At 63.0% G+C, this 15,841-nt stretch carries 14 protein-coding genes and 1 pseudogene; 5 read left to right on the plus strand and 10 right to left on the minus strand.

What is annotated here, in order from left to right; all coding sequences use genetic code 11:
* Nucleotides 1-5: 5 nt before the first annotated feature.
* The 5 genes from CXQ80_RS09025 to CXQ80_RS09045 all read right to left on the minus strand — a co-directional run bounded on the left by CXQ80_RS09025 (nucleotide 6) and on the right by CXQ80_RS09045 (nucleotide 5,934).
* Nucleotides 6-458, minus strand: a complete 453-nt coding sequence (locus CXQ80_RS09025) for a GNAT family N-acetyltransferase (protein ID WP_101318582.1) — start codon at nucleotides 456-458, stop codon at nucleotides 6-8.
* Nucleotides 455-853: a GFA family protein gene (locus CXQ80_RS09030; RefSeq protein WP_101318584.1), complete on the minus strand. Its 399-nt coding sequence runs from the start codon at nucleotides 851-853 to the stop codon at nucleotides 455-457. The genes CXQ80_RS09025 and CXQ80_RS09030 overlap by 4 nt, the downstream gene beginning before the upstream one ends.
* Before the next feature lie 209 nt (nucleotides 854-1,062).
* A complete protein-coding gene (locus CXQ80_RS09035; RefSeq protein WP_101318586.1) occupies nucleotides 1,063-4,143 on the minus strand; it encodes an efflux RND transporter permease subunit in 3,081 nt (1,026 codons plus the stop codon).
* On the minus strand, nucleotides 4,140-5,240 hold the full coding sequence (locus tag CXQ80_RS09040) for an efflux RND transporter periplasmic adaptor subunit (protein ID WP_101318588.1): 1,101 nt from the start codon (nucleotides 5,238-5,240) through the stop codon (nucleotides 4,140-4,142). Before CXQ80_RS09040 ends, CXQ80_RS09035 begins: the two co-directional genes overlap by 4 nt.
* 79 nt (nucleotides 5,241-5,319) lie before the next feature.
* Complete coding sequence (locus CXQ80_RS09045; RefSeq protein ID WP_101318590.1) at nucleotides 5,320-5,934, minus strand: TetR/AcrR family transcriptional regulator; 615 nt, start codon at nucleotides 5,932-5,934, stop codon at nucleotides 5,320-5,322.
* Nucleotides 5,935-6,023: 89 nt separating this feature from the next.
* Between CXQ80_RS09045 and CXQ80_RS09050 the strand changes: the two genes are divergently transcribed.
* Entirely contained in the window at nucleotides 6,024-7,481 is a 1,458-nt protein-coding gene (locus tag CXQ80_RS09050; RefSeq protein WP_101318592.1) for an efflux transporter outer membrane subunit, read from the plus strand.
* Between the two features lie 18 nt (nucleotides 7,482-7,499).
* Here CXQ80_RS09050 and CXQ80_RS09055 read toward each other — a convergent pair whose 3' ends face one another.
* Nucleotides 7,500-8,540, minus strand: a complete 1,041-nt coding sequence (locus CXQ80_RS09055; protein ID WP_101318595.1) for a zinc-dependent alcohol dehydrogenase family protein — start codon at nucleotides 8,538-8,540, stop codon at nucleotides 7,500-7,502.
* A 161-nt stretch (nucleotides 8,541-8,701) separates the two neighbouring features.
* Here CXQ80_RS09055 and CXQ80_RS09060 point away from each other — a divergent pair, with 161 nt between their 5' ends.
* Entirely contained in the window at nucleotides 8,702-9,184 is a 483-nt protein-coding gene (locus CXQ80_RS09060) for an Lrp/AsnC family transcriptional regulator (RefSeq protein ID WP_101318597.1), read from the plus strand.
* Between the two features lie 55 nt (nucleotides 9,185-9,239).
* Here CXQ80_RS09060 and CXQ80_RS09065 read toward each other — a convergent pair whose 3' ends face one another.
* From CXQ80_RS09065 to CXQ80_RS09075, 3 genes are read right to left on the minus strand one after another with little or no spacing between them, the layout of a single operon-like run.
* Complete coding sequence (locus tag CXQ80_RS09065) at nucleotides 9,240-10,829, minus strand: aldehyde dehydrogenase (NADP(+)) (RefSeq protein ID WP_101318600.1); 1,590 nt, start codon at nucleotides 10,827-10,829, stop codon at nucleotides 9,240-9,242.
* Between the two features lie 20 nt (nucleotides 10,830-10,849).
* Nucleotides 10,850-12,193 (minus strand): MFS transporter, encoded by a 1,344-nt coding sequence (locus CXQ80_RS09070; RefSeq protein WP_101318603.1) that lies wholly within the window; start codon nucleotides 12,191-12,193, stop codon nucleotides 10,850-10,852.
* A gap of 46 nt (nucleotides 12,194-12,239) precedes the next feature.
* A complete protein-coding gene (locus CXQ80_RS09075) occupies nucleotides 12,240-13,382 on the minus strand; it encodes an iron-containing alcohol dehydrogenase (protein WP_101318604.1) in 1,143 nt (380 codons plus the stop codon).
* A 156-nt stretch (nucleotides 13,383-13,538) separates the two neighbouring features.
* Between CXQ80_RS09075 and CXQ80_RS09080 the strand changes: the two genes are divergently transcribed.
* The gene (locus CXQ80_RS09080; protein ID WP_101318606.1) at nucleotides 13,539-14,480 is read left to right on the plus strand and encodes a LysR family transcriptional regulator; all 942 of its coding nucleotides are present in this window, start codon (nucleotides 13,539-13,541) and stop codon (nucleotides 14,478-14,480) included.
* On the opposite strand, the gene CXQ80_RS09085 is transcribed toward CXQ80_RS09080, so the two are convergent.
* A complete protein-coding gene (locus tag CXQ80_RS09085) occupies nucleotides 14,477-15,289 on the minus strand; it encodes a helix-turn-helix domain-containing protein (protein WP_101318608.1) in 813 nt (270 codons plus the stop codon). The genes CXQ80_RS09080 and CXQ80_RS09085 overlap by 4 nt on opposite strands.
* Nucleotides 15,290-15,397: 108 nt before the next feature.
* On the opposite strand from CXQ80_RS09085, the gene CXQ80_RS09090 reads away from it, so the two are divergent.
* Together CXQ80_RS09090 and CXQ80_RS25285 are read left to right on the plus strand one after the other, a co-directional pair.
* Nucleotides 15,398-15,712: a DUF2834 domain-containing protein gene (locus CXQ80_RS09090; RefSeq protein WP_101318610.1), complete on the plus strand. Its 315-nt coding sequence runs from the start codon at nucleotides 15,398-15,400 to the stop codon at nucleotides 15,710-15,712.
* A pseudogene (locus CXQ80_RS25285) lies at nucleotides 15,709-15,804 on the plus strand (MAPEG family protein); the annotation flags it as partial. The gene CXQ80_RS09090 and the pseudogene CXQ80_RS25285, both read left to right, overlap by 4 nt.
* Nucleotides 15,805-15,841: the final 37 nt, after the last annotated feature.

Here is a 15,841-nt window from a genome sequence, read left to right on the forward strand (position 1 = left end):
TGCCTCTATCGCAATGTCTTTTGCATGATGATCGTGCGCTCGGCACCGTGAAATTCGTCGCGAACCTCGCTGAAGCCCAAGCGCCGATAAAATGCCTGAGCAGTAATCGACGAGGGCACGCTCAACACGCCGAGGCCTCTGGCTTGCGCCACTGCCTCAAGTTTGCGCATCAATTGCTGCCCAACCCCGCGGCGCTGATAATCAGGACTCACAAATACACTGCGCACCACACCGCCATCCAGGCTCGCCGTAGCTACTACCTGATCTTGCAGAGTTGCGACATACACATCACGCAAGGCAATCAGTTGCTCGACCGCTGCGGGTGAAAAACTGCGTTGCACCTGTTCAATGATGTCTGCTGAGTAGTCCCTGGCGTTGGACACACGCAATGCGCCAATCACGACCGCGCTGATTGCTGCTGCGTCCGCCACGGTTGCCGGTCGAATCACAGAAGTCATCCTATGCCCCGGCTTGGGTTGGGGGTGTACCAAGGTGCTGCTGACTCGAGATGAACGTGTTTCTGTTTGGCTGGCAGCAACGGTGTGTCGAGCGTGCCCAGTGCAATCGAAACCCAGTCAGCGAACTCACCCGTTGAGCGCGACCAGAACAGCGTTGATCCGCACTCGCTGCAGAACTCACGTTTTACTGTGGCTGATGATGCATAGGCCCTGATGCTCGACTCGCCACTGAGGATGCGTAGCGCGTCGCGTGGCACGCTGGCGTACGACGCGAATGCGGCGCCGTGGCCTTTGCGGCATTGACTGCAATGACAGTGGCTGACGGCTTTTGGCGGCGTGAGTAGCTGGTAGCTGACGGCGCCGCAGAGGCAACTGCCGCGATGGGTATCGGTCATGTGCTTCTCCAAGGGAGCGAAGCAGCAGCGTAGCCAGTTGTGCTAGGTGGGTCTAGTCGCGGGTAATGGGGCCGCTGCGCGACCCTATCGCGACACAAGGCCGCTCCTACAGGGGGACCGCGCAATACCTGCTGACGCGGTCCCCTGTAGGAGCGGCCTTGTGTCGCGAAAGGGCTGCAAAGCAGCCCCAAATTCCCACGCTCACATCGTCAGGTCGTTATCTCCACACTGCGTGGCTGCACCCCAATCCTGAACCAGATCGAATACATCGCCGGGAGAAACACCAACGTCATGATGGTGCCGACCAGCGTGCCGCCGATCAGGGTATACGCCAGCGTGCCCCAGAACACTGAATGAGTTAGCGGGATAAACGCCAGGATCGCCGCCAGTGCCGTCAGCAGCACTGGCCGGGCGCGCTGCACCGTGGCCTCGACCACTGCATCGAACGGATCCAGCCCGGCGCTCTGGTTCTGATGAATCTGCCCGATCAGGATCAAGGTGTTGCGCATGAGTATTCCCGAAAGCGCAATCAGCCCGACCAGCGCGTTGATGCCAAACGGCTGCTGAAACAGCAACAGCACCGGCACCACGCCGATCAAACCCAGCGGTGAGGTGAGAAACACCATGACCATCGCCGAGATCGAGCGCACCTGCAGGATGATGATCAGCAGGGTCAGGGCAATCATGATCGGCAGCAACGGCACGATCGCCTGGCTGGCCTTGGCCGACTCTTCGATCGAACCTGCCATCTCGACCCGGTAGCCCGCCGGCAGCGTCGTGACGATCGGTTGCAGCGCCTGCCAGATCTGCGCGGACACATCCGGCGGCTGCAGGCCTTCGGCGGTATCACCGCGCACGGTGATGGTCGGGCTGCGGTCACGCCGGCGCAGCAGTGGGTCTTCCATGCGCACACTGACTTCGCCAACCTGGCCAAGGGAAATGTGCTGCCCGGCGGCGCCAACCAGGCTGAAGTTTTCGATCCTGGCCGGATCCAGCCGGGTGTCGCCAGCCGCGCGCGCCTCGACCTGCACCAGGCGGATGTCCTCGCGTACCGCCGTGACCGGCACGCCGCTGAGCAAAAACTGCAGTTGCTGGGCGACCGCTGCAGAGCTCAGGCCAACCGCCTGCAAACGGTTCTGATCCAGGGAGAAATGCAGCGTCGGCACCCGCGTGCCCCAGTCAGTGTTTACCGTCTTCAACAGCGGGCTGGCCTGCATCACGCTTTGCACGCGCGCGGCGATTTTACCCAGTTGCGCGGTATCCGGGCCGGTGACCCGGAACGCCACGGGGAACGGTGAGTATGGGCCGAACACCAGTTGCGTCACCCGCACGCGGGCTTCGGGGGCCAGGCCTTCGGCGGCCGCCTGGCGCAGACGGTGCTTGAGCGCCTCGCGCGCTTCCTGGCTGTCAGTGAGCACAACGATCTTGGCAAACGAAGGGTCAGGCAGCTCGGGCGCCATCGCCAGAAAGAACCGCGGCGGACCCTGGCCGATGTACGAGGTGACGATCTTGGCCTCTTCCTGCTTACGTAGCCACGTCTCAACCTTGATGGCTGCGGCGTTGGTCTGCTCGATCGAGGTACCGTACGGCAGCTGCAGCTCAACCAGCACTTCTGGCCGATCGGAGGTGGGGAAGAACTGCTTCTTGACCAGGCCCATACCCAGCACCGCAGCCACGAAGGCTGCGATGACCGCGCCCGCTACCAGCCACTTGTGCGCAATCACCCGCGCCAGCAGCGAGCGAAAGCGGTTGTAGTGGCGGGTGTTGTAGATCGCGGCGTGGCCGCCTGGCACCGTCTTGATGTGCGGCAGCAGTTTGACCCCAAGGTAGGGCGTGAAGGCTACCGCCACGATCCACGAGGCAATCAGCGCGATACCAACGATCCAGAACATGTTGCTGGTGTATTCACCGGCGGTGGACTGGGCGAATCCATTGGGCATGAAGCCGATGGCCGTCACCAGCGTGCCGGCCAGCATGGGCGCCGCGGTGTGGCTCCAGGCGTAGGCCGAGGCCTGGAAGCGGTCGTAGCCTTCCTCCATCTTCACCACCATCATCTCAATGGCGATGATGGCGTCATCGACCAGCAGTCCCAGCGCCAGAATCAACGACCCCAGGGTGATCCGGTCAAAGCTCTTGCCGGTCGCCGCCATCACCACAAAGACCATGGCCAGGGTCAGCGGCACGGCGGCCGCGACCACGATACCCACCCGCCAGCCCATGCTGATGAAGCACACCAGCATCACCACCAGCAGGGCGACCACGAACTTGACCATGAACTCGTCGACCGAGGCGCTGATATTGACCGCCTGATCGGTGACCTTGCTCAGCGTCATGCCCAGCGGCATGGCCTGGTTGATGCTCGTTGTTTCTGCTTGCAGCGCCTTGCCCAGCTCCAGGCCGTTCCAGCCTTCGCGCATCACCACGCCCAACAGCAGGGCCGGCTCACCGCCGTTACGCACGAGGAAGGTCGCAGGGTCCTGATAGCCGCGCTCCACCTTGGCCACATCGGCCAGGGTCAATGTGCGCCCCTGGGCTGCAACCGGCGTCTGCCGGATTTTCGCCAGTTGATCGAAGGCGCCATCGACCCGCACCACCACCTGCGGGCCCTGGGTTTCGACCGAGCCGGCCGGGGTCAGCACGTTCTGCTCGTTGAGCGCGGCAAAGATCGCTTGCGGTGTGACGCCCAGGGTCGCCAGGCGATCATGGGAGAATGATACAAAAATCCGCTCGGCCTGTTCGCCGATGATATTGACCTTCTTCACCCCCGGCACATGCAGCAGGCGCTGGCGCAGCCCCTCGGCGTCGCGCACCAGCTGGCGCTGTGGCTCGCCTTTGGCCTTGAGCGCATACAGGGCAAAGGTCACGTCGGAGAATTCGTCGTTGATCATCGGCCCGATCACGCCGGCCGGCAGCGCCTTGGCTTCATCGCCAAGCTTCTTGCGCGCCTGGTAGAACTCCTCCTGCACCTGGGAGGGTGGGGTGCGGTCCAGCAGCGAGACCATGGTGAAGGCCAGCCCGGCGCGGGTGTAGGTTTCGCTGCGGTCGTACCAGCGCAACTCCTGCATGCGCTTTTCCAGCGGTTCGGCGACGAGGTCCTGCATCTGCTGCGCTGTCGCACCGGGCCAGGCGCTGACGATGGTCATCTGCTTGACGGTGAAGGGTGGGTCCTCAGCGCGGCCGAGTTTGAAGAACGCCAGCGCGCCTGCGAAGGCGATCAGCACAATCAGAAACAGGGTGATGGCGCGCTCGCGCACCGCCAGCGCCGACAGATTGAAACGCGATGCGCTCATGGCTGGCTCCCGGCAACGTTAACTGCGGGGGCGACCAGCACCGGCTGATCATTGCGTAGCAGGTGCGCGCCGAGGGCGATGACCTGTTCGCCGGCAGCCAGATCGCCGGCTACCCGCGCCGCATCGTCGCTGATTCCGAGCACCTGAACCGGGCGCCATGCGACCTTGGCCGGTTGCCCGGCAACGACCCAGACGCCACTGCCGCTGCCAGGGTCGTACAGGGCACCAATCGGCACCTGGCGGGCATTCTCTTCGGTGATCTGGGGGGCAAGCACGAGAGTAATGGTCGCGCCCAGCGGCGCGTTTGCCAGCGGCCCAGCCAGCACATACCTGGCTTCGAAGGTGCGGGTGGTGCTGTCGGCGGCTTCGGACAGCAGGCGCAATCTGGCCGGAACGCTCTGAGCTTGATTGCCATACAGCGTGGCCTGCGCGACCGAACCAGCGGCTGGGCGCAGAGTTTCAGGGAGGTGGACCACGGCCTCGCGCTGGCCGGCTCGGGCCAGCCTGACCACCGCTTGGCCAGCGCTGACGACTTGCCCAGGCTCAGCCAGGGTATCCATCACCACGCCGTCGGCATCGGCCAGCAGTACCGCGTAGCTGGTGGCGTTGCTGGCCATGTCCGCCTGCGCCTGGGCGGCTTTGAGCTGAGCCGTGGCCGAGTCTGCAGCCGCCTTGAGCTGGTCGTAGGCCGAGGCGGACACGGCGCCTTCAGCCACCAACCCGCGATAGCGTGCTTCGTCGTCGCTGGCCTGCTTGGCCCGTGCCCGGGCAGCTGCAACCGCCTCTTGCTGCGCACGTGCCTGCAGCTTCAGGTCAACCGGGTCGAGGCGCATGAGTGGCTGCCCGCGCTGCACCGTTTGCCCGGTGTCGACCAGCCGTTCAAGGATCTTGCCCGGCACGCGAAAGCCCAGGTCGCTCTGCGTGCGGGCGACCACTACGCCGGTGAAGGCGCGGGCTGCGGCAGAGGCGTTTGCCACTGGCGCCGTTCTGACCAGCGGTGGCTGGTCGCGGGGGTCTTTACTGACAGACGAATCGCCGCACGCCACCAGGACGATGGGCAGCAGGCAACTGGCAAATGCGGCAGGGTGCAGGCGCATGGGATCCATTACTCAAAGGCATCAGGGAATCCCATTTTTGTTATAGTGACTAAATCTGTCAATGGTCACAACTTGAGTTTCAAGGCGCCAGGCTCCTCAGAATCAGCGCCGGCAGCTGCACCACGGCCGTTTCAACCGAGTCCAGGTTGTACTGCAGTTGCGCTGCGTTGACGTAGGGCTTGAGCACCAGATAGATCGCTTCGGTCGTTTCATCCAGCGGTGTCTTGCGCTCGAATTCGCCTGCCTCACGACCCTCTATCAAGACCTGTTGAATGACCTGGCGAAGGTGCGCCCCATGTGCCTGGACTGACGGCCACTGGTCGCGCGAGGCCACTGCGGCGATGTCGTACAGCTTGCGTTCGTGGAAGAACAAGTCGCTGCCTGCCTCAGCAATGGCGCGGAATAGCCGCCTGATCTGCTCTGAGGCAGTAGGCGCATCGGCGATGGCGGTGGTCACCAGTTGCCTGATCATCGTCAGCCGGTTGGCGCAGATCACTTCACCAATGGCCTGCTTGGAATCAAAGAATTTATAGATGTATGCCTTGGAAAAACCAATGGCCTTGGCCAGGTCCGAGACCGTGGTCTTTTCATAGCCGTAATGGGCGAAATGCAGCATGGCCGCCTGGATGACCTGATCGCGGACATCATGGTCGGCTGGGCCGCGAGTGGGCGCTGGGGAGGTATTTGTCGTCATGCTCAAAGCGTACTCTGCTGAGGGCCGGATTGACAGTCAGTGACCAATCTATAATATGGTCACAACCTGTAACGGTCATGGGAATCATCATGCAGCTTTATCGAAGCATCGCCCTCATCCTGAGCGCCAGCCTGCCTGCAGGGTGCATGGTGGGGCCTGATTATAAACAGCCGCAGGCACCGCTTGCCGATCACTATCAGGGCCGGGCGGGGACGCAGCCACAATCGGCAGGTGCCGTAGCCAACCTCGATCAGTGGTGGACAGGCTTTGCTGATCCGGCCCTCAGCGGGTTTGTCCGCCAGGCGCTGGCGCAGAACCTCGACCTGGCCCAGGCTCAGGCGCGGCTTGCTCAGGCTCGGGCCGCGTTGGGTTCAGCCAACGCAGCGCTTTCACCGTCTGCCGGAGTGGATGGCCAGGCGGCCCGTGCCTATCAGTCGATTCAGACACCCTTGGGTCAGGTGCTTGATTCAACGCCTGGCTATGACCGTTACGGCAACAGCTATGAGCTCAACCTGGTTGCGGGCTGGGAAATCGACATGTTCGGCGGACTGCGCCGCGACCGCCAAGCCGCACTGGCCGAGTACCAGGCTTCTGAAGCCGGGGCAGTGGCGACGCGGCTTGCCGTGGCTGCGCAGACCGCTGACCTGTATGCCAGCGTGCGCGGGCTGCAGGCGCGCTTGGCTATCGTCGAACAGCAGGTGCAGACGCAGCGTGAGCTGTTGGCCAAAGTGCAGGTGCTCAACCGCAAAGGCGTTGCCGCAGATGCCGAGCTGCGCCAGACCGAGGGTGAGCTGGCGCAGGTCGAGGCCCGTGCGCCGCTGTTGCGTACGGCGCTGGACGCGGCGCTCAACGCGTTTGATGTAACGCTCGGCAGCCCGCCGGGGACCCATCGTGCAGCGCTTGTGGCTGGGGTGGCGATTCCCCAGGCACCCCAACTCACCGACATCGGCGCACCCGCTGATCTGTTGCGGCGCCGGCCCGATCTGATCGCCGCCGAGCGCAGACTGGCCGCTGCCAATGCCTCAATTGGCAGCGCGATCAGCGAGTATTATCCGAAGTTTTCCCTGGGTGCGTTGCTGGGCAGTGCGACGACCTCGGGTGGCCAGTTGTTCAGTGGTGGGGCGAGCCAGTCAGCTGTGTTGCTGGGGCTGCGCTGGCGGCTGTTCGACTTTGGCCGGATCAACGCTGAGATTGATCGAGCCAAGGGGCGTGAGGCTGAGGCTTTGGCGATGTATCGGCAGTCGGTGCTGAGGGCGTCGGCAGATGTCGAGAATGCCTTGTCAGCGTTGCTCAACCGCCAGGCGCAAGCCGCTACGCTTGCGGCTGGCGAGTCATCGCTGCAGCAGGCACGGCGGTCGTCCTTTGCGGCCTATCAAAAGGGCGCCGCCAGCCTGATCAACGTGCTCAATGCTGATCAGCAACTGCTGCGTGCTTCGGATGCCAGGGCGGTGGCACAAACGGAAGCCGCTCGTGCGGCAATTGCGGCGTACCGAGCGTTAGGTGGGGGCTGGTCGCCCGCTGAGGCAGTTACGCAGCGGCCTCAGTAGGCAAGGTTCACCACCACCTCAAAACTGCGTGACCACCGTCACGCCTGCCGTCTCGAACCGGTCCATGTTCACCAGTGCATCAATCGACTGCTCAAGGCTGATGGTCTTGCCCACCAGCTTATCCGGGGCCAGCTTGCCGCTGTGAATCATCTCGAGCATGGCATCGTAGCGGTGTGCCTGCATGCCATGGCTGCCGCAGATTTCCAGTTCATGCGCAATCACCTTGCCCATCGGCACGGCCGGGCTGGCGTGGTCGGCGAGCATCAGGCCCACCTGTACGTGCCTGCCGCGACGGCGCAGGTTATTGATCGAGTTGAAGCAGGTAGTCGGATGGCCCAGCGCGTCCAGCGATACATGCGCACCGCCTTTGGTAATCTCCATCACCGCTTCGGCAACGTCCGCCACCTGAGTGGCGTTAATCGTGGCAACGGCGCCCAGCGTGCGTGCCAGCGCCAGTTTGTCATCGGCGATATCGACTGCCACCACATTCGCGCCCAGGGCGTGAGCGATCATCACCGCGGACAGGCCAACCCCACCGCAGCCGTGCACGGCGACCCATTGGCCCGCGCTGACCTTGCCTTGATCGACTACCGCGCGAAATGAGGTGACGAAGCGACAGCCCAGGCTAGCAGCAGTGGCATAGTCCATCGATTCGGGTAGCGTGACCAGGTTCAGATCCGCGTGGTGGATGCCTACGTATTCGGCGAACGAGCCCCAGTGGGTGAAGCCAGGTTGGAACTGGCTGTGGCAGACCTGCTGATTGCCGCTGTTGCATTCCGGGCATGCCCCGCAACCCCCCACGAACGGTACGGTAACGCGGTCACCGACTTTCCACCGGCTGACGTGGCTGCCGACCTCGGCAATGACTCCGGCTAGTTCATGCCCTGGCACGTGTGGCAACTGAATGTCGGGATCATGGCCTTTCCAGCCATGCCAGTCGCTGCGGCATACGCCGGTGCCCTTGACCTCGATGACCACGCCGTGACGCTCCGGGGTTGGGTCGGCGACGCTCATCAGGCGCGGTGGCTGGTTAAAGGCTTCGTACACTACAGCTTTCATGGCAACGACCTCCGTGTGCATGGCAGCACAATCTGGTTCAGCGCTTGGGGTGCGGCCAATTATCCGCAATCAAGCTGAAATTGCCTTTCAGAGTGCAATTGACTTTGAGGGTTGGCTGAAATTAACGTCGCTTAAAGTCATTTCTTTTGAAGAGTCCTTTCATGACCGAACGCCTGGATAAGGTAGATGTTGCGATATCAGACAGACTGCAACGCGACGGCAGGCTGTCCAACGTCAAGCTTGCCGAGCAGTTGTCCTTGAGCGAAGCCTCCTGTTGGCGAAAGCAAAAGCGCCTGGAGCAGTGTGGGGTCATCGAAGGCTACCAGGCAGTGCTCAATAGGAAGAAGCTGGGCCTTGGGGTGATGGCTTTCGTGCAGATTTCCTGCACGGACCACAGTGAGGAAGCGACTGCAAAATTCGAACGGATCATCGAATCGGCGCCGCAGGTGCTGAGCTGTCACAACACCACGGGGGAGGCCGACTTTTTGTTGCAGGTAGTGGCTAGAGATCTCGACAGCTACAGCCGGTTTGTCGAAAAAGTGCTGAGGACCCTGCCGGGCGTTTCCAGTATCAGGTCCAATATTTCCCTGCGTGAGCTGAAGACTTCCAATCGACTGCCGGTGACCGAGCTGGTGAGTATTTGACAGGCGGATGCCAGTAACCAGGGCACCGTACGCGCTGGCTACTGGCGAAGCTCATTCAGCCAAGCGGCGCTGTGGTTACCCCGTCAAGCTGGCGCCAGATCTGCAGTGGGTTGTCTTGCTTGAGCGCGTCAGGCAGCAAGGCATCCGGCAGGTTCTGATAGCACACCGGTCGCAGGAAGCGCTCGATGGCGGTCGAGCCGACCGACGTGCTGCGGCTGTCGGAGGTGGCCGGGAAGGGGCCGCCATGGACCATCGCATCGCAGACTTCGACGCCGGTAGGAAAGCCGTTGACCAGCAGCCGGCCGGCTTTCTTCTCCAGCGTCTGAACCAGGCTGCGCGCAACCTCCAGGTCCTGCTCCGTCAACTGCAGGGTTGCCGTCAGCTGACCTTCAAGCGACCTGGCGAAGGCCAGCATCTGGTCCACGCTCTGGCAGCTGATGACGATTGCCGCAGGGCCGAACACTTCTTCCAGCAGCTGCGGGTTGGCCGCGACATTGGCGAAGGTCGTGCGGTACAGATGACCCTGCGCTTGCGTCGCACCAGAAGGCGGCTGGCCAGCGGCGACCAGTGCTGTGTCGGGCTGCGCAGCGATCCGTTGCAGGCCGGTCAGGTATGCCTGGTGAATGCCCGTTGTGAGCATCGTCTGGCTGGCCTTGTCAGCCAGGCAGGCACCGGCACGGGCAACGAACGTTTCCAGCTCGGGCCCTGCAACGGCCAGCAGGATGCCTGGGTTGGTGCAGAACTGGCCGGCGCCGAGTGCCAGCGCGTCGGCAAAGCCTGCGGCTATTGTCTCGGCTCGCGCTGCCAGTGCGCCTGGCAGCAGGAACACCGGGTTGACGCTGCTCATCTCGGCGTACACCGGGATCGGCTCGGCACGCGCTGCGGCTGCCCGTAGCAAGGCCAGGCCACCGCTGCGCGAGCCGGTGAAGCCAACGGCTTTGACGGCCGGGTGGGCGACCAGTTGTTGGCCAACGTCATTGCCGTCACCCACCACCAGCGAGAAAGTGCCTTCGGGCAGCTCCAGCCGCTGTACAGCCTGTTGGATCACGCGCCCGACCAGCTCACTGGTGCCCAGGTGTGCTCGGTGCGCCTTGACGATCACCGGGCAGCCTGCGGCCAGTGCCGAGGCCGTGTCGCCGCCCGCGACCGAGAACGCCAGCGGGAAGTTGCTGGCGCCGAACACCACCACAGGTCCCAGCGCCACCTTGCACATACGCAGATCCGGGCGCGGCAGTGGCGCTCGGTCGGGCAGGGCAGAGTCGAAGGTCGCCTGCTGCCAGCGGCCTTGGCGCAGCACCGAGGCAAACAGCCGCAGTTGGCCCACGGTACGCCCGCGCTCACCTTCCAGGCGGGCCAGAGGCAGCCCGGTTTCGCTGTGGGCGCGCTCGAGCAGCGTTGCGCCCAGGCCGACGATACCGTCGGCAATCGCTTCGAGAAACTGCGCGCGCCGTTCCGGGCTGGTCGAACGCAAGCTGTCAAACGCCTGGTCGGCAAGCTCGCACGCCTGTTTGACCAAGTTGGCGCTGGCGCAGTTGAACACAGGGGCGGGGATGGCCTCTTCAGTCGCGGGGTTGATCGCCAGCAGTTCACGGCCTTGGCCACGAATCAGTTGATGCCCGATTATTTGTTCGCCGGTAAGTGGCATTGCTCTACTCCGTAAACCAGTTACTTGTCAGAAGAAATCGGCTGCTTCAACAGCAACAGGTAAGCCATGGCGGCAACCGCTGCGACGACGGCGCTGATGAGGAATGCCGAGGCGAACGAGCCCGATTGCTGAATGCTGAAGCCGGTGACGATCGGTGCCACCGATCCTGCCAGGTAGCCGCCGAAGTTCTGAATGGAGCCGAATGACGCGACCTGGCGGCTGTCGACGATGGTGTTGGCGATCATCCAGGCGGTGGAGCTGGCCATGTTGATGCTGAACAAGGCGCAGCAGAGCAGGGCCAGGCTGAGCACAATGCCGCTGCCAAAGGCCAGGGGCACGGTGAACGCCGCTGCTGCCAGCAACGCGCTGATCACCACCCGTTTGCGACTGCCCAGCACCGTGCCGCCTTTTTTCACCAGGCGGTCGCAGAGCCGGCCGGCGACGATGGTGCCCAAGGCGCCGAACACGTAAGCCAGTGACACCACCCAGGCGGTCTGATACAGGCCCAGACCGTGCTCACGCTCGAAGTAGCCGGGCAGCCAGGTCAGGTGCAGCCAAAGCATGTAGATCACGCCCATGAAGCCCAGCACTGCGCCCCAGGTGCTCTTGTGGCGGAACAGTTCAGCCCAGGCGCTGAGCTGGGATTTCAAACTTGGCTTTGGTGCCACGTTGGCCTGTTGCTGAGTCTGCGACGCCAGCAGGCGCTCGCGTTCTTCGGCAGGCAATTCAGCCAGGTAACGCTCCTTGCTCTTGTAGAAGGCGAACCAGCACAGCGCGATGACGATGCCGAACACGCCGGTAGCGATGAACATCCCGCGCCAGCCCCAGTTGATCATCAGCAGGGTCAGCAGCGGCGGGGCGATGCACGGGCCGATGCAGGTCGAGGACAGCACGATGCCGGTGGGCGTCCCGCGTTTTTCTGCCTCGAACCATTCCGCCAGGGCCTTGGCCGCCGAGGGGAACATCGGCGCTTCGCCGATGCCCAGCGCGATGCGCAGGCCGATGAATGCCGAGAAGCTGTTGATCAGGCCCGAGGCAGTCTGCGCCACCGACCAGCCCAACAAGGCGGCGCCGAGCGAGAGTTTGCTGCCCAGGCGATCGATGATCACCCCCAGCGGCAGTTGCGAGAAGGCATAAGCCAGGGAAAACGCCGACAGCAGAATGCCCATTTGCGAAGGCGTGATGGCCATGTCGCGCTGGATCGAGGTGTTGGCTATCGACAGAGCGCTGCGGTCGACATAGTTGATGATGCCGATCACCAGCAGCAGGCTGACAGTGATGAACTGGTATTTCTTGAACGGGTTTCGGCTGGCTACCGTATCCGCAGTGCGGTCAAGCTCGGCTTGCGCATATTTACTGGTCATGGCTGTTCACTTTTATTGTTATTGGGGATTAGCTGTTGGCTTGGACTTACATGGACGCCTCGAGCATCCAGCGGTAGTCCTCGGCACTGGCTTCACGGGGATTGGTGCGGTGGCTATGGTCGGCCAGGGCACCCTGGATGATGCCTGGGAACATCGCTTCGCTGACGCCCAGTTCACGCAGGCCTGTCGGCAAGCCCAGAGCACGGGTCATGTCACGCAGGGCCGATTCGATCTGGCTGTCGTCAGCCAGGCCCATGGCCTGGGCAATGCGCAGCGTCTTCTGTTCAGCGGTCATCGTCGCCGCCTGACGATTGAAGGCAATCACCGCCGGCAAGAAGATCGCGTTGAGCGTGCCGTGGTGCAGGCGCGGATTGATGCCGCCCAGCGCGTGGCTCAGGCTATGCACACAGCCCAGGCCTTTCTGGAATGCCAGGGCGCCCTGCAGTGACGCGCTCATCATGTTGGTCCGCGCTTCGAGGTTGTGCGGGTCGGCGGTGGCAGCGGTGATGAAGCGCCAGGCGCGCCATAGCCCGTCCAGGGCAATGCCGTCGGCCGGCGGGTTGAACGCAGGCGCCATGAACGTCTCGAGGCAGTGCGCAATAGCGTCCATGCCGGTGGCAGCGGTCATTGCGGCGGGCAAACCTACGGTCAGCGCAGGGTCGCAGATGGCTGACTTAGGGACTACATGCGGTGAGATCACGCCGACTTTGCGACCGTCATCGAGGATCAGGATGGCGCCGCGACCGACTTCGCTGCCCGTGCCGGCAGTGGTCGGTACCGCAATCACTGGCGCAGTGGCGGCGGTGATGTGGGCAAGGCCGCCTTCGATCACGGCAAAGCGCTTCAGTGGGCCCTCATGGCGGGCGCAGACGGCCACGCCTTTGGCCAGGTCGATGGCCGACCCGCCACCAATGGCGATGATGCCGTCGCAATTACATTCGCGGAACATGGCGACTGCTTCGCGGACTGCGCTCTCGTTTGGGTTGGGTGGCGTGGCGTCGTAGATCGGCAGGGCCATGTCAGCGCCTTCGAAGGCGTCAAGCGCGCGGTCGACCAGCCCGGCGGCGCGTACGCCGCGGTCGGTCACGATCAAAGGTCGGGTTATACCAATGCGCTGGCATTCGGCGGGCAGCAGCGTAATCGCGCCGACCTCGAACTGGATTTGAGTGATGTAGTTGATCAGGGACATGCGCTCTCCTGGAGCCTTTTGGCTTCTTTGTTTTTGGCCAATCTCAGGGCCTTGCTGGCGCACCGGGTGCGTCATCGTGCGGGGCCAGTATAGAAATCCCCTGCGGGCTGTGGTACTGAGAACAATCCATACAGCTATAACCAGGACTCATAGCCAATGACGCCATCGCTGAACTCGATCATGTCCCGGCTGCACGCCAGGCATTTGCGCCTGTTGATCGAGCTGGATGCGCACCGCTCGCTGCTCGGTGCGGCCGACAGCGTCGGGCTCACTCAACCCGGTGCGAGCAAGGCGTTGCAGGAGATCGAGACGACCTTTGGTACGCTGCTGTTCAGACGCACCAACCGTGGCCTGGAGCCGACCGCTGCCGGCCACTGTGCGATCAGATCCGCTCGGGTGATCCAGGCCGACCTGTCCAACCTGCGGCATGATCTCGATGCGATTTTGCGTGGAGTCGGCGGCAGGCTTGCGGTGGGTGCGATCATGGGCGCCGTGCCGCTGCTGATGAAGGCGGTATCAGAGCTCACGGCGATCCAGCCGGAAATGTCCTTCGAGATCGTCGAGGGCACCAGCCAGTTTCTGCTCAGCCAGATTGAGAGTGGTCGCCTGGACATGGCTGTGTGCCGAACCTCTGTCAGCAGCTCACCGCATTTGTTCGCCAGTGAGTTCGTCCAGCACGAGACACTCGCAGTGATCGCCAGCGTCGATCATCCGCTCAAGGACGCCGCGACCTTGAGCCTTGAGCAACTGGCCGAGAACCGCTGGATTGTCTACCGGGCGAACATGCCCATGCGCGTACAACTGGAACGTGAATTCCACGATGCCGGCCTGCGCTTCCCGCTGCACCTGGTGGAAACCACGTCGATTCTGGCGACCTTGTCGCTGTTGCAGAACCAGCCTGAATTCGTCGCGCTGGTGTCTATCGATGTGGCCCAGCAGTGTCTGCAGCATCACCGCATCTGCATTCTGCCGCTGGCGATCCAATCGGTGAGTGACCCGTATGAGTTGGTTACACGCCAGGCCAGTCAGGAAACGCCGGCCATGCAGCAGCTTCGCGGCTTGCTGCTCAGCGCTGCTGCTGGCGGCTCGACGCGTTAACCAGCGAGCCAGTGCTCATACGCCGCCGTCATCCGCTGCCGGGTCGGCGCATCTGCCGGAATCAGATGCTCGATCCGCATCGACTCCACGGTGATGTCCAGCGGCATGCCAAAGGTGGTGAAGGTTGACAGAAACCTCAGCTCACCCTCCGCTGTATTCACCCGCGTCAGCAACACCGGCATGGCTGCGGGCGCGTGCAGTTGAGCAGCGGGAGCCGGCAGCTCGCGTAGTAACTGCGCGAGCTCGGGACTAGCCACGGCCTCCCGCGACGCACGCTGCCAGGCGACCGCGCGAATCTCGTCGGCATTGGCTAGCCGATCACCCAACCCGCCGGGGCGCAGCAGTGTGTCGAGCAAATTCAGCCGCGCAGTCGCCTCGGGCGCGATGCCGGCCATGGCAAACAGCAAGCCGGCACTGGCATTGGCCGCGGTGACATCCCAGTTGCTGGCGATGACGATGGCCGGCGCCGGGTTGTTCGCGTGCAGAATATGTTCGATAGCTTCGTGGACCATCTTTAGCCCCGGCGCATCCAGCGGCGATGTGGCGTAGCGCGGGGCGTAGCCGGCGGCGACGAACACCTGGTTGCACTGCTCCAGCGGTGCGGCCAGCGCCGAGAGCAGGGCATGCAGAGTGCTCGGGCTGGCTTTGGCACGGCCAGTTTCGACGCAGCTTAAGTGACGCTGCGAAACCCCGGCCAGCAGCGCCAGTTCGAGCTGGCTGAGGCGCGCCTGCTGACGCAACTGGCGGACCTGCTGACCGGCCGAGGCGCTCGGGGCCGGTTGCTGGCGATGGAAAATTGGCTGGTTCATACGTCGACTCTGACCGTCCTTGGTGCCCTGTGTCCATGACCTGTCAGGTCATTGAGAGGGCGCAACACTATCACTACTCTGCCGGCGAACCCTACCTAGGAGTGGCTGATGACCCTGCGTTTGCTTGCCCTGACCTTGCTGGTGCCTTTTGCGGCGTATACCGGCTGGACTCTGCTGAATGCCGAGCAGTCGCTCGTCGCGTTTGGCCTGGAACTGATGGCGCGCCCTGATACAGCTCAGGTCGTCATCGACCTGTATCTGATGGCAGGGCTGGGCTGCTGCTGGATGGTCAGCGATAACTGTCGCCGTCGTGGAACATGGATTTCTCTGCTGCCTTACTTGCTGCTGACCGCGGTGTTCGTCTCGCTGGGGCCGCTGCTGTATTTGGCCATCCGAGGCGTTAGCAGTGAGCGTCCAGCATGAATGACGCCCTGCAGGTGTATGCGCTGTGTGTTGTGCTGCTGTTTCTCAAGATGCTTGCGATCTCTTGCTATCGATCTGCTATGCGGTTGCGCTGATATGCCTGCTAGGCTTTTGCGCGGCCATTGCCAC

Origin of the sequence: Pseudomonas sp. 02C 26, from assembly GCF_002843585.1 — a bacterium.
Classification (GTDB): Bacteria; Pseudomonadota; Gammaproteobacteria; order Pseudomonadales; family Pseudomonadaceae; genus Aquipseudomonas; species Aquipseudomonas shirazensis.